Genomic DNA, 23,703 nt, shown 5'->3' with positions numbered 1-23,703 from the left:
CCTTATCATGGTATAACGACTAACAGGATGAGCGAACCGCTCGCGCATGAGAACCTGCTCGGCGCCTACCTGAAGGACCGCCGCAGCAAGCTCGATCCGGCGACCTTCGGCTTTCCGCCGGAGCGGCGACGCACCCCGGGGCTACGCCGCGAGGAAGTGGCGCAGCGCGCCAACATCTCAGCGACCTGGTACACCTGGCTCGAACAGGGCCGCGGCGGCGCGCCGTCGGCCGACGTGCTCGACCGCATCGCGCGGGCGCTGATGCTGACGGATGTCGAGCGCGAGCACCTGTTCCTGCTCGGCCTCGGCCGCACCCCCGAGGCGCGCTATCAACGAAGCGAAGGCGTCACGCCGCGACTGCAACGCGTGCTCGATGCGCTGGAGCCGCGCCCCGCGGTGATCAGGACCGCGACCTGGGACATCGTCGCCTGGAACCGGGCCGCGACGGTGATGCTGACGGATTACGGCGCTCTGCCGCCGCGCGAGCGCAACGTGCTGCGCTTCATGTTCCTCGATCCGCGCGTCCGTGCCGCGCAACACGACTGGGCCAGCGTGGCGCGCTTCGTGGTCGGCGCTTTCAGGGTCGACGCGATGCGTGCCGGCGCTGCGGCGGAGGTTCAACCGTTCGTCGACGAACTCTGCCGGCTCAGCCCGGAATTCGCGGCGCTGTGGCGCGACAACGACGTGCGCACCCATGGCGAGGGCGTCAAGCAGCTCCGGCACCCGATCCTCGGCCCGGTCAAGTTCGAATATTCGGCCTTCGCCGTCGACGGCCGATCCGACCTCAGCATGATCGTCTACAATCCGATCGACCCCGAGGTGACGGAGAAGATCCGCGGGCTGATGGAGCTGCGCCTGCGAAGGCCTAGTCCCGCGCTGCTGCCGTCGGCCGCCACACCAGGAGCCGCTTCTCCACCGCCGTCACCGCCATGTCGATCAGGATGACGAAGGCCGACAGCACGAACATGCCGGCGAACACGCCGGCGACGTCGAACACGCCTTCGGCCTGCTGGATCAGATAGCCGAGACCTGCCGCGGAGCCCAGATATTCACCGACCACGGCGCCGACCACGGCAAAGCCGACCGAGGTGTGCAGCGAGGAGAACATCCAGGACAGCGCCGACGGCCAGTAGACGTGGCGCATCAGCTGCCGCTCGTTCATGCCGAGCATGCGGCCATTGTCGAGCACCGTGGTCGGCACTTCCTTGACGCCCTGATAGACATTGAAGAACACGATGAAGAATACCAGGGTCACGCCGAGCGCGACCTTGGACCAGACGCCGAGCCCGAACCACAGCGCGAAGATCGGCGCCAGCACCACGCGCGGCAGCGCGTTGACCATCTTCACATAGGGATCGAACACCGCGGCGACGCGCGGCTGCCATGCGAACCAGAAGCCGACCAGGATGCCGCCGGCCGAGCCGATCACGAAGGCGAGGATCGATTCCCACAGCGTGATCGCAAGATGCTTCCAGATCACCCCTGTCGAGAACCACTTTACAATCTGGCTGAAGACGTCGACCGGGTTGGAGAAGAAGAACGGCGGCAGCAGCACCTTGCCGAACACCGGCACGGTGGAAAAGACCTGCCACAGCGCCAGCGTGACGACCGCGACCAGGACCTGCAGGGCCATCAATGTGACGCGCGACATCAGGCGGCTCCCGCCTGCGTCGACTGCACATAGCCCTTCATCACCTCGTCCTTCAGCACGCCCCAGATCTCGCGATGCAGGGCGTGGAAATCTTTCTCCATCCTGATCTCGGCGATGTCGCGCGGCCGCGGCAGCGTGATAGGCCAGTCGCCGATGATGCGCGCGGAGGGGCCGGCCGACATGATCACGACGCGGTCGGCCAGCGCGATCGCCTCCTCGAGATCATGGGTGACGAACAGCACCGCCTTGCGGTCGGCGGTCCACAATTCCAGCAGCAGATTGCCCATGATCTGCCGGGTCTGGGCATCGAGCGGGCCGAACGGCTCGTCCATCAAGAGGATCTTCGGATCGCGGATCAACACCTGCGCCAGCGCCACGCGCTTGCGCTGGCCGCCGGACAGCATGTGCGGATACCGGCCCGCGAACGCGCCGAGCCCGACTGAGGTCAGCCACTTCTGCGCCCGCGCGAGCGCCTCAGTGCGCGGCGTGCCCCGGATCTCGAGCCCGATCGCGACATTGTCGATCGCGGTCTTCCAGGGGAACAGTGCATCGGCCTGGAACAGGTAGCCGGCGTCGCGGTTGAGGCCGTTCAGCGGCTTGTCGAAGATCCGCGCCGTTCCTGCGGCGGGCTTCAACAGCCCCGCGGTGACGTTGAGCAGCGTCGACTTTCCGCATCCGGTCGGCCCGACAATGGCAACGAACTCGCCATGATCGACCGCAAGATTGGCCTGCTCGACCGCGGTATAGACCCGTCCATCCGCCAACCGAAACGCCACCGTCGCACCGTCAAGCGCGACCGCCGTCGGCTCCGTCATCGCCACGATTCCTCCCGAAATTTTCGGAGATGGCTTACCGGTTCGGGCCGGCAAGTTCAACGCATGAAGATGGCGCAGGCCGTGGTCACGCGGTTTTCACGCAAATCGGGTTGCGCATTGCAACAACATCGTCGAGGCTGCGGGCCAACGCGGTAGACAAGGAGACAATCATGCGGATCGCAGTGGTAGGCGCCGGGGGTGTCGGCGGCGGCTTTGGTGCGGCCCTCGCACATGCCGGCGCCGACGTCACCTTCATCGCGCGCGGCGCCCACCTCGCCGCCATGCGCAGCGAAGGCCTCAAGATACAGGGCGGCCGCGGCGAATCCCATCTGGTCCCGACCCAAGCGACCGACGACCCCGCAAGCGTCGGCCCGGTCGATATCGTGCTGTTCTGCGTCAAGCTGTGGGACGTCGAAAGCGCCGGCGCGCACATCAAGCCGATGGTCGGTGCCGATACCGCAGTGATCCCGCTGCAGAACGGCATCGACGCGCCCGACCGGCTGAGCCCGATCCTCGGCCGCAACGCCGTGATGGGCGGCGTGGCGCAGATCTCGGCCTCGATCATCAAGCCCGGCGTGATCAACCAGGTCGGCACCTTCATGCGCATGATCTTCGGCGAGCTCGACGGCCGGATCACGCCGCGAGGCAAGGCGCTGCTCGAGCTCTGCCTGAAGGCCGGGTTCGATGCGACGCTGAGCGAGCAGATCAACACCGAGCTCTGGATGAAGTTCGTAGGCCTCGCCACCAATGCCGGCATGACCGCGGTCACGCGCCAGCCGATCGGCAGGCTGCGCGACGATCCCGATCTGCGCCCGCTTTTCGTATCGGCTTGCGAGGAGATCATCGCCATCGCCAACGCCAGCGGCATCACGCTGCCGCCGGACCCGCTCGCGAAGGTGCTCGACTTCATCGGACACGCGCCGCCGGCGATGAAGGCGTCGATGGCGCTCGATCTCGAGCGCGGCAACCGGCTCGAACTGCCCTGGCTGAACGGCAAGGTGGTCGAGCTCGGCCGCAAGCTCGGCGTGCCGACCCCGACGCACGATTTCCTCTATGCGGTGCTGAAGCCCTATGCGATGGGCACACCTGCGTAGGCAGGCGGCCGCGCGTTGCAGCCGCAGATCTGCTCACGCATGTTGCGGCGGGGCGAGCGTGGCGACCTGATCGGGATGCACGGTGATGGCCGTGCCGCCATGTCCATCGCTCGCGGCGACGAAGGTGGATGCCATGTAGTTTCCGAGCAAGGCGATGCTGGCGGCGTGGACGCCGTCCGAGACCGTGACCGATCCGCCCGCGCTGTTGCCGGCAAAGCCCACGGTCTGCCCACCCGCAAAATCGATGTTGGCGAAATCAATCGCGTCGGCTCCCGTCATGCCGGCGACGGTGCCGGTGAAGCTGGCGGGGTCGTCGATCTTGAGCGTCCCGGAGTCTGATGCAAAGGAGATGTGAGCCGCGCTCGCTGAGGCAAGCTCGAGGGTCTGTCCGGCCGGAATGATCGAGGGATCGCTGATCGTGAAGGCGCTGGACCAGGCGCCCCAGACGGTCCCGTCACTGGCCTTGATCCAGAGCGTGTCAGTGCCGGATCCGACGTGATACGCAAGCTGGGAGAGCTGCGAGGCCGAGACGATGTTGTCCTGATTTGCTCCGAGTGCAACGCCGTTCAGCGTGAAGTAGCCGTTCCCGCCTCCGCTGTTCCAGACATCATACGATGTCGCGGCACTGCCGAACGGATCCGAATAGGTGATCAGCGAGGACACCGCGAATGTCTGACCCTGAACGGACAGCGCGCTTGAATTGGTCGGCGTCACGACCGGACCGCTATCGACCGGCGCGGTCACGGTGAAGGCACTCGACCACGCTCCCCAGACGGTGCCGTCATTCGCGCGGACCCACAGCGTGTCCGCTCCCGAACCGGATTGATAGCTCAGCGACGCTAGCTGGGCGGCCGTGACGTAATTGTCCTGGTTGATCGACAGCGCCATTCCGTTCAGAACGAAGTGCCCGCCACCTGCGCCCGTGTCCCAGACATCATATTGGGTCGCAGCGCTATTGAACGGATCGCTGTAGGTGAACAGCGACGAGGCCGCATAGCTCTGGCCGTGCGGCGCGATGACGTTCGACACCGTCTCGACGGGCCCGCTATCGAGCGGCGCAGTCACGGTAAAGGCTTTCGACCATGCTCCCCAGACGGTGCCGTCGTTCGCGCGGACCCACAGCGTGTCCGCGCCAGAGCCGGACTGGTAGCTGAGCGACGCCAGCTGGGCGGCCGTGATGTAATCGTCCTGATTGGTCGACAGCGCCGCGCCGTTGAGAACGAAGTGCCCGCCTCCCGTGCCCGTGTTCCAGACGTCGTATTGGGTCGCGGCGCTGTTGAACGGATCACTGTAGGCGAACAGCGAAGAGACCGCGTAGCTCTGGCCGTGGGGCGCGACGATGTTCGATACCGTCTCGACGGGACCGCTGTCGACCGGAGCATTGACGGTGAAGGGGCTCGACCACGCCCCCCACACGGTGCCGTCATTGGCGCGGATCCAGAGCGTGTCGATGCCGGAGCCGGATTGATAGCTGAGCGACGCCAGCTGCGCGGCCGTGATGTAATTATCCTGATTGGCCGCCAGCGCCGCGCCGTTCAGAACGAAGTGCCCGCCTCCGGTCCCGGTGTTCCAGACGTCATACTGGGTCGCAGCGCTGTTGAACGGATCGCTGTAGGTGAACAGCGCCGAGACCGCATAGCTCTGGCCGTGCGGCGCGATGATGTTCGACACCGCCTCGACGGGGCCGCTGTCGACCGGAGCATTGACGGTGAAAGCGCTCGACCACGCGCCCCACACCGTGCCGTCATTGGCGCGGATCCAGAGCGTGTCGATGCCGGAGCCGGATTGATAGCTGAGCGACGCCAGTTGCGCGGCCGTGATGTAGTTGTCCTGATTGGCCGACAGCGCCGCGCCGTTCAGGACGAAGTGCCCACCTCCGGTCCCGGTGTTCCAGACGTCATATTGGGTCGCCGCGCTGTTGAACGGATCGCTGTAGGTGAACAGAGACGAGCCCGCATAGCTCTGGCCGTGGGGCGCGACGATGTTCGACACCGCCGCGACGGGACCGCTGTCGACCGGAGCCGTGACGGTGAAGGAGTTCGACCACTGTCCCCACACCGTCGAATCGTTGGTGCGGATCCAGAGCTTGTCTGCGCCCGAGCCCGATTGATAGGTCAGTGACGACAGCTGCGCGGCCGTGATGTAGTTGTCCTGATTGGCGGCAAGCGCCACCCCGTTCAGAACGAAGTGGCCGCCTCCGGTCCCGGAGTTCCAGACATCGTATTCGGTGGCTGCGAGGCCGAACGGGTCGTAATAGGTGAACAGCGACGACACGGCAAAGCTCTGGCCGTGCGCTGCCGTCACGTTTGCGACCGTCTCGACGGGCCCTTCCGGAATTGCCGTGAATTGGGTCCAGGCGCTCCAGAGTACGCCATTGAACGCCCGCACCCACAGCTGGTCGCTCGCGGGACCGAACTGATAGGCAATGTTGGACCACTGCGAGGCCGCGACGTCGATCTCGACCCCGTTCGCCTGCGCCACTCCGCCCACGGTGAAGTGGCCGTTACCGGTGGAGTCCCAAAGCGCATACTCGGTCACCGGCAGGCCGCCGCTCGTCACATAGAAGATGGACGATGCTGCAAGCGAGGTTTGCACGCGGCCGGTGATGTTGGATACGACCACCGTCGGCGCAACATCGACGGCGCCGGAATTGTCGATGACGAAGTCGCCATCCTCGCTGGCGATCTGGGTGAGTGATACTTCGAATTGCACATCCCAGTTTTGGCCGGGATAGCTGTTGCCCCACGGATTGCGAACGATGAAATTGCCGGTCGCGCTGTCATAGCCGACGACTCCGAAAGCGTGATCCGGGACCAGCTGGATATTTCCGGCGCTGTCATAGGTGTACGGCGACGTCGAAGGAATCTCGAGGATGACGTCATCGTAGCTGGCGAGCGCCGCGATATAGACGGACTTGTTGCTATACCAATCGGACGCGCTGCTCATGTAATAGGTGACGCTCATCGCGTCGGTCAGATTCTCCAGGACGTTGGTCGGAGGATCCGCGGAGATGTTGTTGTAGCTGTTGACCGCCGGGTGCCCGATCTGCCCCGTTGCACTGAGCTGCGCGTACGCCTTTTCCACCAAGGCAACCCACATTGCAGTGGGTTGCTCATTGTAGTTGTGGGCATAGTCGAGTTCGGTCCCACTGACGATCGGAAACACGCTGTTGACGGTTTCCCATGTCTCCTGACCATTGACATAGAAGCGCACGCCATAGGTGCCGTTTCCGTTGTCCACGATCATGGAACTCATGACCTGGGGATGAAAGACGACGGCGTCGATCAATCCCGACATCAGTTCGCAATCGCCGTCGGCTCCCTGACAGATGTCGTTGACGGTGGCTGCGCCTGCCGAAGAATACAACGGCCCGACAACCGTGCTGTAGCCCTGCAATGTCCAGCCGTTCGCATCCGGCGGCAAGGTCGGATCCGGAAGATCGGTTCCCAAGAACCACTTTCCGATCAGCTCGGACATCTGCGTCGACGTCGTGCCGACCTGCAGATTGCCTAGCGTGACATGTACCGTACTGCCCCCCGTCCAGGTGGCGTTCGCCGGATTGCCGTCAACGAGCTGGACGAAAAGATGGGAGACATAGTCCGATGTGGAAAGACCGCTGTTCAGATTGGCCGCGATCACCTGCAGCGAGTTCAGCTCATTGGCGGTCACGCTGCCGCGATTGGCGACATCGGCCAGCACGTCATAGGCTTCGGCGTAAGTGAAAACCCCGTCCGCAGCAAAGTTGAGCATGTCGGACTTGATGCCGCTGTCGACCAGGGAATAGACCCAGCTTGCAGTCATGGAATTCCTTCGCAAGTCTTGACGCGATCTGATTGCTGCCGACCAGGCCGATCCTGGCGAGGGTGCATGCGTCCCGTCGAGACGAATCCAGCAATGAAATATGTAACTATCGCGTTAGTTGTGGCCGAATTCGAGGCGTGTGTCGATCTTGCCGAACGCGGCCGTCAACCATGGGAACCCGCATTATCGTGAAGATTCGTTAATGCCTGCCTGATACGGCGCCCGCGACGGGGGATAGCGGCCGGGTGCTGCGGCCGGTGTTCGACGTGCCCGGAGCGGCCCGCGTCAGCGCGCGTGATGCCGTCCGCGGTACGCCCGGCGATTCGGGGGCGGCGGCGGCGCGAAGAAGGGATTCTCCGAGCAGATCGCGCTCCGGCCCGAGGCGGTGGCCTGGCACTGCGGGATCGAGGTGAAGCTGCAATTGATGTAGTTTCCGCCCTGCCGGCCCTCATAAACATGCATGCACACCGGATAGTTCGGATCGTAGGCTTGCCCGGCGGCAGGTCCGGCCAGGGCGACCGCAGCTGCGGCGATCGCGAACAGTTTCAGGCGCATCGGTCTCTCCTTGTCGTGGCGGGAGGTTCCCCACAACTGCCGGAGTTAGTCAACATCGCGGGCGGTGCGACGGCCATGCAGACCATCGCACGATGATGACGTGCCGATGCGCGAGCGCGCTAGTTGGCCGGTTGGCGGTGTCGCTTGACCCGCTCCCTGGGCTGCGTTCTCGGGCCCTTGTAGAAGGGATTGACCGAGCATGTCGCCGATCGTCCCGAGGCCGTCGCCTGGCATTGCGGGAGCGACGTGAAGCTGCAATCGATGTATTCGGGCGTCAGCCGGCCGCCATAGACTTCCATGCACACCGGATAATTCGGATCGTACATTTGTGCGGCGGCGGGCCCGGCGATGCCAACGCCGATCGCGGCGAGCATGGTGAGTTTCAAGCGCATCGAATGCTCCTCCAGCTTGGTGCGGACCGCGCGAGCCCGGCTATCGCTGTTCGCCGGCCGGCTTGCCGTCGTCTTCACCCAGACAGCGGATCATGAAGGCCGTCGTGTCCCGCGGCAGGACCTGCGCGGCACGCGCCTTGAGCCGGCATTCGAGCTGCGCGATCTGGCGTGCCCGCTGCCGCTCCGACGGCAGTGTCGATTGCCGCAACCGGCGCAGCGTCATCGGCGAGCCGTCCGACTCGAAACTGAGATCGTACTTCCTGCCGTTCTGGTCGGTGGCAGCGCAAGTGACGGTCGACACCTGCCGCGTGACGAAGCTTCCGACCTGGCGGCAGGAGCCTGTCGACATCTCGACCAGCGGCACCGGCAGTCCATCGACACGCGGACGGTCGCTCGACTTCAGCAACATGCGGTCGACCGCAAGCTCGAACAGATTGTCCTGGGTGCGCTCGGTGCTCTCGCCGGAGAACGAGACGATGTGGCTCTTGTCGGCGGGATCGTCGAGCACCACGGTGAATTCGGAGCGGCCGCGCAGTGTGTGGAAATAGGCCACCGCCTTGCAGGTATAGTTGCGGCCGGCGACGGTGACGTTGCGGCAGGTGCCGGACATCAATGCATACAGGTCGACGTCGTAGACCGGGCCGGCGGCCACCGCGAGCGCAGGCCAGCAGACGACGGCAACCGCAATCAATTGAGCGAAACGGGAGATCATGCTGAAACGGTCGAGAACACGGTCGTTGGAGAGGTCCATGGCGCAAGGTCGCCGATTTCCACGGACTGTGCAACGAAGAAGCAGGCCTAAATGTGGAAGCCCCGCAATCGACGGGGGAACGCAGGACAAGCCGTGCTGAAAGGCCGCGGCGCTCGCGCCTTGCGTCAGATTTGCGGGCCGGACAGAGTGACCTCGCGCTCCGCGCGGAACACGTTGCTGTAGAGGTTCGCAATCCACTGACGGCCGCTTGCCGTCATGTTCAGGCAGTTGATGGCGCCCTGGATGTGCGGCGCAACCATATTCCAGTAGAATTGCGGATAGCGGTCGACGATATCAGCCGGCGATTCATAGCCGAGCTGGCGGTTGATGCCGACCTCCTCGAACTCGTGATAGAGCGCGTTGGCTTTCCTGATGTAGTTGGGATCGCCGAGTTGCCCGATGAAATCGGCCGCCCGCACGATCGCCGCCTCGTCATCATATTGCTGGCCTTCGGGCGACGGAAACCGCGTGCCCTCGATGTTGCGCGCGACGCGCTCGCGATCGAGCGGCAGCACCGCCTCGAGCCGGTCGAGCACATAGAGCTTCGAGCGGTCGACGTGATACGGCATCAGGCCGGCATCCGACGAGCCGCGCGGCAGCACGACCTTGTTGCCGGAGGCATCGATGACGTAGCCGTCCGGTCCATCGCCCTTCAGCAGGCCGCGCACATAGCCGATGTCGTGCGTCAGGCAGGCGATGATGGTGTGGGTGTAATCCTCCGCGGTGACATGGGTATGCAGCGCGCGGCCGCGGATGATGTCATGCCCGGCCAGCGTGACCAGCATCGTATGCTCGACATTGTGGTAGAGCGCATCGCTGTTGCCGATGCATTCCAGCGCGATGCGCGCGGCAGCCGGCAGCAGTTCGCCGAACCGGGCCTGCGAGGCCCCGAAGGTGCGGCTGACATGGGTGGCGAGAAACTTCTCCAAAGCACCTGCCGCCAACTCAGGTAACGTCATCATCGATGCAGCCCCCGACCGCGCAACGTTCCTCACTCGCCCCGATCTCACGTCGTAGTTGGGGAGCAATTATAGCGTATCTGCGCGCGTGCGGCTACGCGTTGGCGGGCGCGCGATTCGTTCAGCCGTACTTTCCCGGTCTTGCCGGCTGCGGCACCAAAGTCGCTGATAATGGCATGAACCGTGCATGATTCGGTTCAGACCGGGTTAATCCTACGGATAAACACCATCATGCTCGTTACGCTCGTCGCCATCCTCTGCAATGCTCAGCTCTGCATGGAAAAGGTCGTCACCAACAGCGACCAATCCGGCATCACCATGGGCGCCTGCGCCGTGAATGCCCAAATCGGCATCGCCGACTGGCTCGCCAAGGGGCCGTATCACGATTGGCGCTTGCAGAGCTATAAGTGCATCATGGGCAAATACGTACCCAAGAACGAAGTGTGATGTGTGCTCACAGCCCCCGAGGGGGCTGACCCGCTTCGCCTGCCCAACTGGAACAGCCTGCGAACCGCGTGATGCAGGCGCGTGCACCTCAAGTCAAAGTCCATTTTATGGGCTATCACTGTCGTTCACGATGGTGAGAGATCTGAGGTCGTCCAGCAATGGCCAGAGAATGCCCGCAACGCCGCTGATCGCCTACGCGCATGTCGACAAGAGTTTTGACAATGGTCGCGTGGTGGCGGTCGACGACGTCTCGCTTGAAGTCGCCGAGGGTGAATTCCTGGCCGTTGTCGGCGGCTCGGGCTCCGGCAAGACGACGCTGCTCAGGCTGGCCAACCGCCTGATCGAAGCCGACCGCGGCCAGATCGCCGTCGAGGGCGAGGACGTCAGCCGCGTCGATCCGATCCTGCTGCGGCGCCGCATCGGCTATGTCTTCCAGAGCGGCGGGCTGTTTCCGCACCTCACCGTCGCCGGCAATATCGGCATCACGCCAAGACTGCTCGGCTGGCCGCAGGCGGAGATCTCCGCGCGGGTCGACGAACTGCTCGATCTCGTGCGGCTCGACCGCGCCCAACATCGCGACCGCCTGCCACACGAACTCTCCGGCGGCCAGCGCCAACGCGTCGGCGTCGCGCGTGCGCTGGCTGCGAAGCCGCGCATCGTGCTGATGGACGAGCCGTTCGGCGCACTCGATCCGCTGACCCGCGACGCGCTCGGTGACGATTATCGAACCCTGCATCGCGAGCTCGGCCTGACCACGGTCATGATCACCCACGACATGACCGAGGCGCTGCTGCTGGCCGATCGGGTCGCTGTCATGCGCGGCGGCAGGTTGCTCGCCCTGGGCACCGCCGCGGAGCTTGCGCGCAACACCGACGCCTATGTCGGCGAACTCCTGCGGACGCCGCGGCGGCAGGCCGAGCGCCTCGGCGCGTTGCTGCCCCGGGACGCCACGGCATGAGCGATCCACGCTGGAGCGAGGCGCTTGCGCATCTGCCTGACTACCTCGGCAATCATGTCCGGGTCAGCGTCGCCGCGCTGGCGCTCGGGCTTCTGATCAGCCTGCCGCTTGCGATCATCGCCCGCAACCGGCCGGTGCTGCGCGGCGCGCTGCTCGGGCTTGCCAGCATCGTGCAGACGGTGCCCGGTCTCGCCTTGCTCGCGCTGTTCTATCCGCTGCTGCTGGCGCTCACTGCCGTGACCGCGGCATGGCTGGGCTTCAGCTTCTCCGCCTTCGGCTTCCTGCCCGCGGTGCTGGCGCTCGCGCTCTATTCGATGCTGCCGGTGCTGCGCAACACCATCACCGGCCTGTCGGGCGTCGATCCGGCAGTGCTGGAAGCCGCCGAGGGCGTCGGGATGACACCGCGGCAATCGCTCACCATGGTCGAGCTGCCGCTGGCGCTGCCGGTGATGATGGCGGGGATCCGCACCGCCGCGGTGTGGGTGATCGGCACCGCGACGCTATCGACGCCGATCGGCCAGACCAGCTTAGGCAACTATATCTTCGCTGGGCTGCAGACCCAGAACTGGGTGTTCGTGCTGTTCGGCTGCTTTGCCGCCGCGGTGCTCGCGCTGGTCGTCGACCAGTTGCTGGCGCTGATCGAGAACGGCCTGCGCAATCGCAGCCGCGTCCGGGCCGCGCTCGGCGGCCTCGGCATTGCCGTGCTGATCGCGGCGACGCTGGTTCCGGCGCTCGCACGTCCGCATGCGCGCTACGTGGTCGGCGCCAAGACGTTCACCGAGCAATATGTGCTGTCGGCGCTGATGGCGCATCGGCTGCAAGCGGCCGGACTGCCGACGACGACCCGCGCCGGCCTCGGCTCCAACGTGATCTTCGATGCGCTCGCAGCCGGCGATATCGACGTCTATGTCGACTATTCCGGCACGCTGTGGGCCAACCAGTTCCACCACGCCGACATCAGGCCCCGCGCCGAACTGCTGAGCGAGCTGAAGACGACGCTGGCAAAGCAGGACATCACGCTGTTCGGCGAGCTCGGCTTCGAGAATGCCTATGCGCTGGTGATGCCGAAGAAACGCGCCGATCAGCTCGGCATCCATTCGATCGCCGACCTCGCCTCGCGCGCCGCGACGATGTCGATCGCCGGTGATTATGAATTCTTCTCGCGGCCGGAATGGGCCGGCATCCAGCAGGCCTATGGACTGACGTTCCGCGCCCAACGCACGATGCAGCCGGATTTCATGTACGCCGCGGTCGCCTCCGGCGAGGTCGACGTCATCGCGGGCTATACCAGCGACGGGCTGATCGCAAAGTACGACCTGGTCACGCTCGCGGACGACAGGCACGCCATCCCGCCCTATGATGCCATCGTACTGCTGTCGCCGAAGCGGCGTGACGACGAGGTGCTCAAGGCGGCGCTACGGCCGCTGCTCGGCAAGATCGGCATCGCCGAGATGCGCGAGGCCAACCTGCGCGCATCGGGCAATGATGCAGCATCATCGCCCGACGCCGTGGCGCGTTGGCTGTGGGAGAGGATCGGGGGGAAATAATACCCCCGTCATTGCGAGCGAAGCGAAGCAATCCACCTCTCCGCATGCGAGGAGAGATGGATTGCTTCGTCGCTACGCTCCTCGCAATGACGGCGGAGAACGCGTGTTGCGCCTTACAGTCCCTTGATGATCCCCGCGTCGATCAACAGGCGGTTGAAGCGGCGCGCTTCCGCGCCGTCCTTGCAGGAATAGAACGCGCCATTGCAGCGAAGCATGATCGCCTTCTGCTCCTCGAACGAGGGATCGAGCGGAATGCCCGCGGCTTCCTGAATCACCAGCGGCAGATAGGCCGCATCGATCGTGTCCATCACCGTCGGGCTCTTCACCGGCTCGAAGTTGACGGCATCGATCGCGTAGTATGTCGCGTAGTAGCGCGGATCGTAGTCCATCAGCTTCTTGCCGATGCCGGCCTCGTCAAGCTCGGGATCGAGCAGCTGCGGCGAGAACTCCGGCTGGTGATCGCCGTAGCGCACGATCAGGAACGGCTGCGCCGGGAACTTCTTCTTCAGCGCTGCGACAAAGCCGGCATAGTCGTCGGCGCTCATGGTCTGCCGGCGCAGATATTCATCGACCGACGGCGTGTTACCCGGCCGCTTCCATGCCGGCAGCAGCTCGGGACGGAATTTCGTCTCCCACGGGAAATGATTGGCGGCGAGATAGACGAAGGTAAACAGCGGCGCACTGAGCGTCTTCTGCTCAGCCATCAGCTTCAGCGCCTTGTCGTAGAAGAAGCTGTCGGGCTCGACATCCTTTGCATGCAGATCATGCGCGTCGTAGAAGCGTTGGATGCCGGTCGTGGTCTGGAAGCTGCGCGCACTCATGAAGGCGCCGAACGCCGGGTAGAGCGACAGCGTGTCGTAGCCGCAGCGGCGCAGCGCCAGCGGCAGGCCGCGCTCGACCCGGCCCGACGCGATGCGGGTGACGAAATAGGCGAACCGGCCGAACGAGCGCGAGGACAATCCAGCCAGCACGTTGTACTCGGTGAACCAACTCGGCCCGCCATTGCTTTCGGCGAGGAATTTGCGCTCGACGCCGTCATAGGATTTGAACTGGCTGCCATAGCCGGGCGGCACCTTGACGCCGGGTGCGGTACGGATGTCGAAGCTCGATTCATCATGGATCATGATGATGTTCGGCCGCCGCCCGGCGGGATGGCAGGCTTCGACCAACGGCATCTTGAGCTGATCGCTCGCCGAGGGATCCGACTCCATGAAGCCATAGGCGACGAGGTCCGACACCGCCGTCACGCCGGAGCGCGCGAACTTCGACAGATAGCCGTCGTCGTAATAGCCGCGCCAGGCTTCATCCGGCCAGGCGAAGGCGTAAGCTGAGAGCGCCGCGGTGCAGGCAAGGCAGGCGGCCGCGGCCGGCAGGCGGCGGATGCGGAACGGATCGAGCCACCACAACGCGTACATCAAGGGCAGCGTGACCAGGCCGGCGCCGATGATCGACCAGCGCAGGTTCGGAAAGATCGTCAGCAGGAACGCCGCGGTGTCGCGATCGATCACCATCAGGTCGACGAAGTTCGCGGTCATCTGCACCACATCGTGCTTGAACCGCGACAGCAGCACCAGCACCACGACCAACGTCAGCGACAGCGCGCCCGACAGCGCCGGCCGGCGCAGCAGCGCGATGAACAGGAAGTTGAGGATTCCCCAGGTCAGCAGGAAGCAGAGCCGCGAGCCGAAATCGGTCTCGGTCCGCAACATCAGGATCAAGGCGCCGAGATGCGGTGCGGCGACCGCCATCAACCGCCAGATGCCGATCGCGGCAAGACCGCCGGCCAGTGCGGCAACCGAAGAGTTTTGCTGAGGCGCGGGCGCCATGGGCGGGACGCAATACTATCCGGCGCAATGCCACGGCCTTGACTGGCAAAGGCCAGGAGGCACACGGCACAGCCGGTGTCTGCGCCGTGTCATAAAATCGTAATTGAATCGTCATGAACGCGCAATGAATTTGCCCGCCCCACCGGCGCAGCGCGGCTCAGGCCTTGGCTGAAGGCACAGCCGGGCCGGCGATGCCTGCGATGAAGAGGTCGACGACATCGGCCGCCATCTGCTCGACCTCCGCCTCGCCGACGCCCCAGCGCGGCATATGGCCGTCGATGTGCATCCGCGCAAAACCATAGACCAGCGCGCGGCCGGCGATCTGGACCTGCTTCAGGTCGCGCGCCCGAAGCTGGCCGGCGGAAAATGCCTCCGCCAGCGTGCGCTCGGTCAGGCCGATCAACTCCGCATTGTCACCGGAGACCCCGGCCGAGCGGTCGTGGTCGAAGAAGCGGCGGCTGGAGATGATCTCGAAATGGGTCGGGTTCTTCATGGCCCAGCGCAGATAGGCGACCCCGAGGCAACGGAAGCGGCCGAGCGGATCGCCTGGCGGCGCATCCGCCAGCGCCGCCTCGATCTCGGCGCGGAAGCGGCGCTGCGCCTCCTCGGCCACCGCATTCATCAGGGCATCACGGCTCGGGAAATGCCGGAACGGCGCCCCCGGTGAAACTCCGGCGCGGCGGGCGGCCTCGCGCACGCTGACCGCCGCCGGCCCACCCTCGCCGACCAGTTGCATGGCCGCATCGATCAGGACGCGGCGCAGGTCGCCGTGATGATACGGCTTAGCCGCCAGCACCCGCGCCGCGACGGCCGGACGCGGCTTGGCGGGGCGGCCTCCGGCAGGCGGGCTCTTGGCGGGACGGCGCATCTCGCTTTAGATCTTTGTTTGAGCATGACTTTTCGGAAAACCGCTGCGCACTTTTCCGGATCATGCTCCCTAGCATCACCCGCTTGTGAATGTAAGCACCGATTACAAAGATTGACCGCGCGCAATGCCGAAATGTAACTGGTGATTACATCACCATCGGGAGGCAGGACATGACGACGCGTCGGCACTGGTTCGAGGGCTGGCGGCTGTTCGGCCTGCTCACGCTGACCCTGATCGGGCTTTCGATCTGGATCGCCGCGATGCGCCAGTTCGAGGTCGAGGGCGTGCGGATGGTGATCCGTTTCACGGCGCGGACCTCGCTGCTGTTGTTCTGCCTCGCCTTCTCCGCCGCAGCGCTGGCGCGGCTGTGGCCGAGCGCCTGGACGCACTGGCAGCGCCGCAACCGCCGTTATCTCGGCGTCACCTTCGCGGCGTCGCACGCCATCCATGCGGTCGCGATCTCAGCATTCGCGATGCTTGATCCGGCCGGCTTCGCGGCCGCGACCTCCGCCGTCTCCTACATCTTCGGCGGCATCGGCTATCTCGTGATCATCGCGCTGACCGCGACGTCGTTCGACCGCACGGCTGCGCTGCTCGGTGCGCGCGCCTGGCGCAGGCTACATTTGATCGGCGGCTACTATCTGCTGCTGCAGTTCATGGTCTCGTTCGGCAAGCGGATCCCGGAGATGCCGCTCTACGCGCTGTTTCTCGTGCCGCTCGCCGCGGTGTTCGCGCTCAGGATGATCAGCATGGCCGCGCGGCCCGCGCCACGCGAGGCGCAGGTGGGCTGACATCAGGCGGCCTCACACCAAATGAAACTTGCGGCCGAGCCGGCGATGAACCGACAGCACCGCGCGATCGACGTCGCTGATCAGGCTGTCGCCGAGCACGACATTCGGAATCTCCCAGTTGCGCCCGATCTGCGCGTCAGGCAGCGCTGTGACCGCCGGCACGCGCGCGGTCTCGCAGCCGGGCTGCGCGCGCAGCGCCTCGTCGGCAAGCTGGGTCAATTCGTCCTGGCTCTTCCCATCGGTCATGACCGCGGTCCTGACTCCGGAAGATGGCTCACTGATGGCCGAGATTCTCCAGTTCCTTGGCCCGGACTTCGGTCATGCTGCGCATGCATTCGCCGGCATCGAGCCGGGCGATGGTGCCCTCGCCGAGGTCGTAATACAGGCAGTTGGCATCGCGGTACTGGATCCACAGCCGCTGCGCGGTGCGCAACTGCTCGCGCTGCTTGTCGCCGGCGGCATCCTTCAGCGCCTGCTGATAGGCGACGTTCATTCGCTTGTCCCACTGCGCAGTCTTGCCCTTGAGGCACTCGACCATCTGGTAGGTGCTGCCGTCGCAGGATTGCTCGGGATCGCCCTGATCGCCGGCCCAGGCCGGCGACGTGGCGATGATGAAAGCGGCCGCCACCAGGGGAGCGAGCCTGCACACGCCTGTCGTGAGAGGTGATTTCATGCCGCCTTCCCTTTCCGATCGATCCCATAGCCGGACCATATATGAGTGCGGCGGCAGTGCATCCCGTTCACGTCAGGCCGCGCCGCGGCTGGCCTTCCCCGCCCGCGCGGGATATTTCATGGGCGTGGAGGGACCATGCGGCGCTACCTGACGCCTGTGATCGTTCTGGCCGTGGTCGGCCTGCTCGTCGGCGGGCTGTTTCGCTATGCCTTCGATCGGCCCAACGAGGCGTCGGTCGCGAACTACGTGCGTAGCGCCATTGAGGGCGCTGCCATCACCCTGATCGTCTGGGCCACGCACCTCTATCTGGCCGCGCGTGGTGGCTGGCTGCGGCAACGGCCGCTCATCGTCGAGTTGCTTGCCCGCTCCGTAATCCTCGCCGTCACCGTCGCGGTTGCCGCGATCGTGCTGGAGGTCGCGCTCAACGAGCACGGGATCGACACGAAATTTTTCCGCGAAACCTTCCTGAAGATCATCGGCGTCTCCCTGCTGCTGTCGATCCCGATCACAGCGATCTACGAGCTGGTGCGGATGATCGGCGGACGGACCCTGCTCAACGTCGTGCTTGGACGCTATCGCCAGCCGGCGCGCGAGGACCGGGTGCTGCTGTTTCTCGATCTGGTCGGCTCGACCTCGATGGCCGAGGCGATGGGCGAGCTGCGTGTGCAGGAGCTGTTGACGCGCTTCTTCTCCGACATCGACGCGCCGATCGTGGCGCATGGCGGCGAGGTCCACGCCTATGTCGGCGACGAAGTGATCGTGACCTGGCCGGCCAATGCCGGCGAGCCGTCGCGGCGCTATCTCGACTGCGTGTTCGCGATCGAGGACCGCCTCGCCAAGCGGGCTGATCATTATCGCAAGGCGTTCGGCGTGGTGCCCGCATTTCGGGCCGGGATGCATGCCGGGCCGGTCGTCATCGCCGAATGCGGGGACTCGCGGCGGCAGATCGCCTATTTCGGCGACACCGTGAACGTCACGGCGCGGCTGCAGGCCCATTGCAAGGAAGCCGGCCGGCCGCTGCTGGTATCGGGCGAGCTGCTTCGCCTGCTGCCGTCGCAACAGGATTTTGTCGTCGAGCCGCTCGGCTCGACGCAGTTGCGCGGGCGCGCCGCAGCGATCGACATCTTTTCCATCGCGCGCCGGGCATCGTCCTGAACAATTCCTTAAAGCGCATCGGCGTCGACTTCCGCTACGCCGAAAGCACGAATTGATTCAAGTCTGGTCGCGGCCCGTTAAGGATGGCAACGCACCCCGTATTTGCACCGGGTTCCACCTTAACGCAGGTGTAAGACCGCGCCCTGCATGGTGCCCGGACAGGTGTCATTCAACAAAAACAAGGTTGCCCATCGATGGCGCAACAGGCGTCACAATCGATTATTGCCGAACTCGAGGATGCGGTCCGGGACGGGACATCGGCCAAACGCGTGCAGACGCTGCGGCAGGTCACCGATCTGTTCCTGAACGACGGCGACCGCCTCAACGATGAACAGGTCAAGGTGTTCGACGACGTGCTCTGCCTCCTGGTGGCGCGCGTCGAGACGCGAGCACGGGCCGAGCTCAGCAAGCGGCTCGCGCCGCTCGACTACGCGCCGTTTGATGTGATTCATCACCTTGCCTGGGACGACGACATCGGCGTCGCAGGCGAAGTGCTGACCCACTCCAGCCGCCTCTCAAACGCCGCACTGCGCGAGATTGCCAGCAGCAAGGGCCAGGACCATCTGTTCGCGATCTCCGCGCGGGAAAACCTGCCCGCATTCGTCACCGACGTGATCATCGACCGCGGCGAGGACAGGGTGATCCGGCGCCTCGCCAAGAACGCCGGTGCGGAGTTCTCCGACAAGGGCTACTCCACCATCGTCGCCCGCGCCGAAGGCGACGACGAGCTGGTCGAGATCCTCGGACTGCGCATCGACATTCCGGCCAAGCTGTTGCGCGACCTGCTGCAGCGCGCCAAGGAGACGGTGCGCGCCCGCCTGCTCGCGATCGCATCGCCCAGGGCGCGCGAGGAGATCAGCCAGGTGCTGAACGACATCGCGCAGGAAGAGGCCGCCGCCCCCCGCCGCAACTACGGCGTCGCCGAAGAGCTGGTCAAGCTGATGAAGCAGCTCAACGAGCTCGATGATGTAGCGGTCTACAAGTTCGCCGAGCAGGACAAGTTCGACGAGGTCACCGTCGCGCTCGCCGTGCTCAACGACATGCCGATCGCGATGATCGAGCGCCTGATGCTCGGGCTGCGCTCCGACCTGCTGCTGATCCCGTGCCGCTCGGCAAAGCTGAACTGGCCGACGGTCGAAACTATCCTGCGCAAGCGTCCGCTGCCGCATGCCATCGACCACGCAACGCTCGAAATCGCGCAGCGCGATTACCGGCGCCTGTCGCTGGAAACCGCCCAGCGCACGGTGCGGTTCTGGCAGCTGCACAACCGGATCGAGAAGCAGCCGATGGCGGCGGGATAATCGCCGCCGGCCTTTTCGCAACGAAGAAAAAGGGTGGGCAACGCGCCCACCCTTTTTTGTTTCGATGCGTAGGGTGGGTTAGCCGAAGGCGTAACCCACTATGCGTGCCGCTGTGAAAAGAGCGGTGGGTTACGCTTCGCTAACCCACCCTACAAGACCACGCTTAGTTCTTGCTCTTGTCGACCAGCGCGCCTTTCTTGATCCAGGGCATCATGTCGCGCAGCTTGGCGCCGACTTCCTCGATCGGATGCTGGGCGAGCTTGGCGCGGGTCGCCTTGAACGAGGTCTGGTTGACCTTGTTCTCCAGCATCCAGTCGCGGGCGAACTTGCCGCCCTGGATGTCGGCGAGCACGCGCTTCATCTCAGCCTTGGTCTCGGCCGTGACGATGCGCGGACCGGTGACATACTCGCCGTATTCGGCGGTGTTGGAGATCGAGTAGTTCATGTTGGCGATGCCGCCTTCATAGATCAGGTCGACGATCAGCTTCACTTCGTGCAGGCACTCGAAATAGGCCATCTCGGGCGCATAGCCGGCCTCGACCAGCGTCTCGTAGCCGCCCTTGATCAGCTCGACCAGGCCGCCGCAGAGCACCACCTGCTCACCGAACAGGTCGGTCTCGCACTCTTCCTTGAAGGTGGTCTCGATGATGCCGGCGCGACCGCCGCCGATCGCCGAGGCGTAGCTGAGGCCGAGGTCATGGGCATTGCCCGACGAGTCCTTGGCGATCGCGATCAGGCAGGGCACGCCGCCGCCGCGCTGATATTCCGAACGCACGGTGTGGCCGGGGCCCTTCGGCGCGATCATCAGCACGTCGAGGTCGGCGCGCGGATCGAGCAGATTGAAGTGCACGTTGAGGCCGTGGGCGAACACCAGCGCCGCACCGTTCTTCATGTTGTCGTGCAGGTGCTCGCGATAGATGTCGCCCTGCAGCTCGTCCGGGGTCAGCATCATGACGAGGTCGGCCCACTTGGCGGCTTCGGCGACTTCCATCACCTTGAAGCCGGCGTTCTCGGCCTTCTTGGCCGAGGCCGAACCCTTGCGCAGCGCGATCGCCACGTCCTTGACGCCGGAATCCTTCAGGTTCAGCGCGTGGGCGTGGCCCTGGCTGCCGTAGCCGACGATGGCGACCTTTTTGCCCTTGATCAGGTTCAGGTCGGCATCGCGATCGTAGTAAACTCGCATCGTGGTTTCCTCGTTTGAAGGGGGCCAAAATCGGCCGATGAATCAGGCTTTCGGAAGGTCAGAACCGCCGGGCGCCCGCGAATTTCCGGCGTTGTCTAGAGCATTTTCCCCCTCAGGGGAAACCCCCATCTCGCATGGCGCGGTGCGGCATCATGCGTCCATGAAGACCGGGTAGAGCGAGGCCAGCAGCAGGATGGCCATCACCACGTTGAAGGCTCGGATCGCCCGGGGCGAGGTCAGGACCGGCCGCAGCGCGGTGCCGAACAGCGCCCAGACGATGCAGGACATCGTCCCCAGGATCAGGCTGAGGCCGACCTGGATCGCGATGTTCCAGGGGAAGGCGGCAATCGCCGCATAGGCCGTGATGGTGCCGATCACCATCACCCAGCCCTTGGCGTTGATCCATTGGAACATGGCCGCGCCCCAGAAGGTCATCGGGCCGCGGCCGGGCCTGTCGTCCTTGTCGGCCGAGGGCGGCTCGGCCATGGCGATGACCGCCGCGAGATACACCAGGTAGGCGACGCCGCCATATTTCAGGATCGTCTGCAGCACCGGATAGGCGATGAACACGGCCCCGAGCCCGACGCCGACCGCGCCGACCATGAAGGCGAAACCGACCGTGATGCCGGCGATGTGGGGCACCGTGCGGCGGAAGCCGTAGGTCAGCCCCGACGACAGCAGCATGATGTTGTTGGGGCCCGGGGTGAAGAACATCACGACGGCAAACACGACAAAGGCGAACAGCAGCGAGTTCGACATGGTGCCCTCACGCGACTTTCGGCAGAGCTTTTGGACGCTTCGACAGCAGCATCACGGCAATGCCGCCGATCACCGTGACCATGCCGGCGAGCCGCAGCGGCCCGAATGTCTCGCCGAACACGATGCTGGAGGCGGCGGAGCCGACGAACGGCACCAGCAGCGCGAACGGCACCACCTGCGCCGCCGGGTAATCCCGGAGCAGCCGGCCCCACAGCCAGTAGGCGATGCTGGTCGAGATGCCGCCGAGGCAGAGCACGCAAGCAAGGCCGGTCAGCGACATGTGGCTCAGCGCCTGCCAGGTCGGCTGCGGCCCGTTGCTGATCAGGGTCAGCACCGCCAGCGGCACCGCGGCCGACAGGCACAGCCAGGCGAACAGGTCGAACATCGGCGCGGCGTGCGCCTGCCGCAGCAGGAGATTGCCGATCGCAAAGCTGATCGGGCAGATCATCAGAATGGCAAAGGCGGCGACGCTGAAGTCATAGCCGACCGTGCCGCAGATCATCAACAGGCCGAGCGCGGCGATCGCGACGCCGATCACCTGTGGCCGCGTCGGCATCTCGCCGAAGGCGATCGCCGCGAACGCGATGGTGAACAGCGCCTGGCTCTGCACCACCACGCTGGAAAGCCCGACCGGGACGCCATGCGCGATCGCGAAGGCCTGCGCGAGGAACTGGCCGAGGAACAGCGTGGAGCTGATCGCGATCAATCGCGGCCAGGGGACATCGGGCTTGCGCAGGAACAGGCAGGGCAACGCGGCGATGGCGAAGCGCAGCGTCGTCATGAGCTCCGGCGAGAACTCATTGAGCGCGATCCGGCTTGCGACGAACGCAAGCCCCCAGATCACCGCAACCATGACGGCGATGCCAACATCGGCCGGCTTCATTGTTTTCTTCTTTGGTTTCGTTCTGGCTGTGGCGTTGTCTAGATCTGTTCGTCCGGCTTCGGTTTGCGCAGCAGATAGGTGCCGTGCAGCGGCGCATGGTAGTCGGCGGCGACCATCGTGAAGCCGGTCTCGGTCAGCATGCGCTCCATCACCCAGCCGAAGGTCGAGTATTCGTCGCGCATATGGGTCATCACGCTTTCGCGCTCGAAGCCGTGGTTCTTGATCGAGAAATCAGCCCAGCCCTCGACATCGCGATCGACGCCGTCGGGCATGCTGACGAACACCATGTCGCGCAGATAGAAATTCGCGCCGGGCTTCAGCGCGTTGAAGATCCGCGACAGCGCCACTGCCTTCCAGAAGTCCGGCAAATGATGCAGCGTGAATTCGCTGACGATGAGATCGTAGGAATTCGGCTGATAGGCAAAGGACAACAGCCCGGCCGGCTGGGTCCGGATCTTCGCCTTGCGGTCGCGCGCGTAGATTTCGGCAAGCCCGATCATCGCCGGCGAGATGTCGATGGCGTCGACCTCGGCGCCCATCAGCGCCGCCTCGGTCGCGAGCACGCCGTTGCCGCAGCCGATATCGGCGATCCGCCAGCCCGGCTTGACGCCGAGCATGGTCAGCGCCTGGCGGGCACGGACATCGCTGTCCTCGCTGACGTCATAGATCGAGGCAACCGCGGTATCGAGACCGACCTGCCGCCGTTGCGTGTAGTACCAGTCGCGCGCCAACATGACTCACATCCCTTCCGGCCCACGCGTGATCGCGGCCACCCCGGTTCGTGACACCTCGACCAGGCCCAAGGGGCGCATCAGGTCGATGAACTGACTGATCTTGGACGAATTGCCCGTGATCTCGAATACGAAGCTCTCGGTCGTGGCATCGATCACCCGGGCGCGGAACGCATCCGCGAGCCGCAGCGCCTCGACGCGGTGATCGCCGCCGCCCCGCACCTTGACCATCGCGAGCTCGCGCTCGATCGAGCTGCCGGTCAGCGTCATGTCGACGACGCGGTAGACCGGGATCATGCGGTCGAGCTGATGCTTGATCTGCTGAATCACCATCGGCGTACCCGTGGTGACGATCGTGATCCGCGAGAGATGTTTCTGGCTCTCGGTCTCCGAGACGGTGAGACTTTCGATGTTGTAGCCGCGGCCGGAGAACAGGCCGATCACGCGCGCGAGCACGCCGGGCTCGTTCTGCACGAGCACGGACAGGGTGTGCGTCTCGTTGGGATCGTGACGCTCTTCGAGGAAGTAGGCGGATGCGGGCTGGTTCATGGTCGTCCCCTTAC

Annotated in this window: 24 protein-coding genes; 8 read left to right on the top strand and 16 right to left on the bottom strand. The window is 64.8% G+C overall.

All coding sequences use genetic code 11. The features are described 5' to 3' along the window. The first annotated feature begins 27 nt into the window (after positions 1 to 27). A complete protein-coding gene (locus AKN84_RS13110; RefSeq protein ID WP_128970730.1) occupies positions 28 to 945 on the top strand; it encodes a helix-turn-helix transcriptional regulator in 918 nt (305 codons plus the stop codon). On the opposite strand, the gene AKN84_RS13105 is transcribed toward AKN84_RS13110, so the two are convergent. Beyond that, positions 866 to 1,651, bottom strand: a complete 786-nt coding sequence (locus tag AKN84_RS13105; RefSeq protein ID WP_050421111.1) for an ABC transporter permease — start codon at positions 1,649 to 1,651, stop codon at positions 866 to 868. The two genes, AKN84_RS13110 and AKN84_RS13105, sit on opposite strands and share 80 nt — an antisense overlap. Then, the gene (locus tag AKN84_RS13100) at positions 1,651 to 2,466 is read right to left on the bottom strand and encodes an ABC transporter ATP-binding protein (protein WP_050421110.1); all 816 of its coding nucleotides are present in this window, start codon (positions 2,464 to 2,466) and stop codon (positions 1,651 to 1,653) included. The genes AKN84_RS13105 and AKN84_RS13100 overlap by 1 nt, the downstream gene beginning before the upstream one ends. A gap of 170 nt (positions 2,467 to 2,636) precedes the next feature. Between AKN84_RS13100 and AKN84_RS13095 the strand changes: the two genes are divergently transcribed. Continuing rightward, the gene (locus AKN84_RS13095; protein ID WP_244485070.1) at positions 2,637 to 3,560 is read left to right on the top strand and encodes a ketopantoate reductase family protein; all 924 of its coding nucleotides are present in this window, start codon (positions 2,637 to 2,639) and stop codon (positions 3,558 to 3,560) included. 33 nt (positions 3,561 to 3,593) lie between these two features. On the opposite strand, the gene AKN84_RS13090 is transcribed toward AKN84_RS13095, so the two are convergent. From AKN84_RS13090 to AKN84_RS13070, 5 genes are all read right to left on the bottom strand, one after another. Beyond that, positions 3,594 to 7,361 carry a C2 family cysteine protease gene (locus AKN84_RS13090; protein WP_050421108.1) on the bottom strand — a complete coding sequence of 1,256 codons (3,768 nt, stop codon included), beginning with the start codon at positions 7,359 to 7,361 and terminating at the stop codon, positions 3,594 to 3,596. 285 nt (positions 7,362 to 7,646) lie between these two features. Continuing rightward, positions 7,647 to 7,916 (bottom strand): DUF3551 domain-containing protein, encoded by a 270-nt coding sequence (locus AKN84_RS13085; protein WP_050421107.1) that lies wholly within the window; start codon positions 7,914 to 7,916, stop codon positions 7,647 to 7,649. Positions 7,917 to 8,035: 119 nt separating this feature from the next. After that, positions 8,036 to 8,308 carry a DUF3551 domain-containing protein gene (locus AKN84_RS13080; protein WP_050421132.1) on the bottom strand — a complete coding sequence of 91 codons (273 nt, stop codon included), beginning with the start codon at positions 8,306 to 8,308 and terminating at the stop codon, positions 8,036 to 8,038. Between the two features lie 40 nt (positions 8,309 to 8,348). Next, positions 8,349 to 9,059 carry a hypothetical protein gene (locus AKN84_RS13075; RefSeq protein WP_244485069.1) on the bottom strand — a complete coding sequence of 237 codons (711 nt, stop codon included), beginning with the start codon at positions 9,057 to 9,059 and terminating at the stop codon, positions 8,349 to 8,351. 125 nt (positions 9,060 to 9,184) lie between these two features. Further along, the gene (locus tag AKN84_RS13070; protein ID WP_050421106.1) at positions 9,185 to 10,021 is read right to left on the bottom strand and encodes a hypothetical protein; all 837 of its coding nucleotides are present in this window, start codon (positions 10,019 to 10,021) and stop codon (positions 9,185 to 9,187) included. 228 nt (positions 10,022 to 10,249) lie between these two features. Between AKN84_RS13070 and AKN84_RS13065 the strand changes: the two genes are divergently transcribed. The 3 genes from AKN84_RS13065 (at position 10,250) to AKN84_RS13055 (ending at position 12,970) form a co-directional block, all read left to right on the top strand. Next, entirely contained in the window at positions 10,250 to 10,465 is a 216-nt protein-coding gene (locus tag AKN84_RS13065; RefSeq protein WP_021077148.1) for a hypothetical protein, read from the top strand. 169 nt (positions 10,466 to 10,634) lie between these two features. Further along, positions 10,635 to 11,423 (top strand): ATP-binding cassette domain-containing protein, encoded by a 789-nt coding sequence (locus AKN84_RS13060; protein WP_050421105.1) that lies wholly within the window; start codon positions 10,635 to 10,637, stop codon positions 11,421 to 11,423. Beyond that, positions 11,420 to 12,970 carry an ABC transporter permease/substrate-binding protein gene (locus AKN84_RS13055; RefSeq protein ID WP_050421104.1) on the top strand — a complete coding sequence of 517 codons (1,551 nt, stop codon included), beginning with the start codon at positions 11,420 to 11,422 and terminating at the stop codon, positions 12,968 to 12,970. The genes AKN84_RS13060 and AKN84_RS13055 overlap by 4 nt, the downstream gene beginning before the upstream one ends. A 113-nt stretch (positions 12,971 to 13,083) precedes the next feature. Here the strand turns inward: AKN84_RS13055 and AKN84_RS13050 are convergent, their stop codons facing one another. Both AKN84_RS13050 and AKN84_RS13045 read right to left on the bottom strand, forming a co-directional pair. Continuing rightward, positions 13,084 to 14,796, bottom strand: coding sequence for a sulfatase-like hydrolase/transferase (locus AKN84_RS13050; protein WP_050421103.1), 1,713 nt, complete (start codon positions 14,794 to 14,796; stop codon positions 13,084 to 13,086). A gap of 157 nt (positions 14,797 to 14,953) precedes the next feature. Beyond that, positions 14,954 to 15,664, bottom strand: coding sequence for a TetR/AcrR family transcriptional regulator (locus AKN84_RS13045; RefSeq protein WP_050421102.1), 711 nt, complete (start codon positions 15,662 to 15,664; stop codon positions 14,954 to 14,956). Positions 15,665 to 15,834: 170 nt separating this feature from the next. Between AKN84_RS13045 and AKN84_RS13040 the strand changes: the two genes are divergently transcribed. Beyond that, on the top strand, positions 15,835 to 16,455 hold the full coding sequence (locus tag AKN84_RS13040) for a hypothetical protein (RefSeq protein WP_050421101.1): 621 nt from the start codon (positions 15,835 to 15,837) through the stop codon (positions 16,453 to 16,455). Positions 16,456 to 16,467: 12 nt separating this feature from the next. Here AKN84_RS13040 and AKN84_RS13035 read toward each other — a convergent pair whose 3' ends face one another. Both AKN84_RS13035 and AKN84_RS13030 read right to left on the bottom strand, forming a co-directional pair. Continuing rightward, positions 16,468 to 16,701: a hypothetical protein gene (locus tag AKN84_RS13035; RefSeq protein WP_050421100.1), complete on the bottom strand. Its 234-nt coding sequence runs from the start codon at positions 16,699 to 16,701 to the stop codon at positions 16,468 to 16,470. Positions 16,702 to 16,729: 28 nt separating this feature from the next. Further along, entirely contained in the window at positions 16,730 to 17,128 is a 399-nt protein-coding gene (locus tag AKN84_RS13030) for a lysozyme inhibitor LprI family protein (RefSeq protein ID WP_244485068.1), read from the bottom strand. A 135-nt stretch (positions 17,129 to 17,263) separates the two neighbouring features. Here AKN84_RS13030 and AKN84_RS13025 point away from each other — a divergent pair, with 135 nt between their 5' ends. Further along, positions 17,264 to 18,283 carry an adenylate/guanylate cyclase domain-containing protein gene (locus AKN84_RS13025; RefSeq protein WP_050421099.1) on the top strand — a complete coding sequence of 340 codons (1,020 nt, stop codon included), beginning with the start codon at positions 17,264 to 17,266 and terminating at the stop codon, positions 18,281 to 18,283. Between the two features lie 194 nt (positions 18,284 to 18,477). Beyond that, a complete protein-coding gene (locus AKN84_RS13020; RefSeq protein ID WP_050421098.1) occupies positions 18,478 to 19,584 on the top strand; it encodes a DUF2336 domain-containing protein in 1,107 nt (368 codons plus the stop codon). 163 nt (positions 19,585 to 19,747) lie between these two features. Here the strand turns inward: AKN84_RS13020 and ilvC are convergent, their stop codons facing one another. The 5 genes from ilvC to ilvN all read right to left on the bottom strand — a co-directional run bounded on the left by ilvC (position 19,748) and on the right by ilvN (position 23,689). Continuing rightward, positions 19,748 to 20,767, bottom strand: a complete 1,020-nt coding sequence (ilvC, locus tag AKN84_RS13015; protein ID WP_050421097.1) for a ketol-acid reductoisomerase — start codon at positions 20,765 to 20,767, stop codon at positions 19,748 to 19,750. 150 nt (positions 20,768 to 20,917) lie between these two features. Continuing rightward, positions 20,918 to 21,526, bottom strand: a complete 609-nt coding sequence (locus AKN84_RS13010) for a LysE family translocator (protein ID WP_050421096.1) — start codon at positions 21,524 to 21,526, stop codon at positions 20,918 to 20,920. 7 nt (positions 21,527 to 21,533) lie between these two features. Then, the gene (locus tag AKN84_RS13005; RefSeq protein ID WP_050421095.1) at positions 21,534 to 22,409 is read right to left on the bottom strand and encodes an EamA family transporter; all 876 of its coding nucleotides are present in this window, start codon (positions 22,407 to 22,409) and stop codon (positions 21,534 to 21,536) included. Positions 22,410 to 22,447: 38 nt separating this feature from the next. After that, on the bottom strand, positions 22,448 to 23,143 hold the full coding sequence (locus AKN84_RS13000; RefSeq protein ID WP_050421094.1) for a class I SAM-dependent methyltransferase: 696 nt from the start codon (positions 23,141 to 23,143) through the stop codon (positions 22,448 to 22,450). 3 nt (positions 23,144 to 23,146) lie between these two features. Continuing rightward, positions 23,147 to 23,689, bottom strand: coding sequence for an acetolactate synthase small subunit (gene ilvN, locus AKN84_RS12995; protein WP_016841057.1), 543 nt, complete (start codon positions 23,687 to 23,689; stop codon positions 23,147 to 23,149). Positions 23,690 to 23,703: the final 14 nt, after the last annotated feature.

The organism is Bradyrhizobium tropiciagri, from assembly GCF_001189845.1.
GTDB lineage: Bacteria > Pseudomonadota > Alphaproteobacteria > Rhizobiales > Xanthobacteraceae > Bradyrhizobium > Bradyrhizobium tropiciagri.
This window is presented reverse-complemented; position numbering and strand designations above follow the sequence as displayed.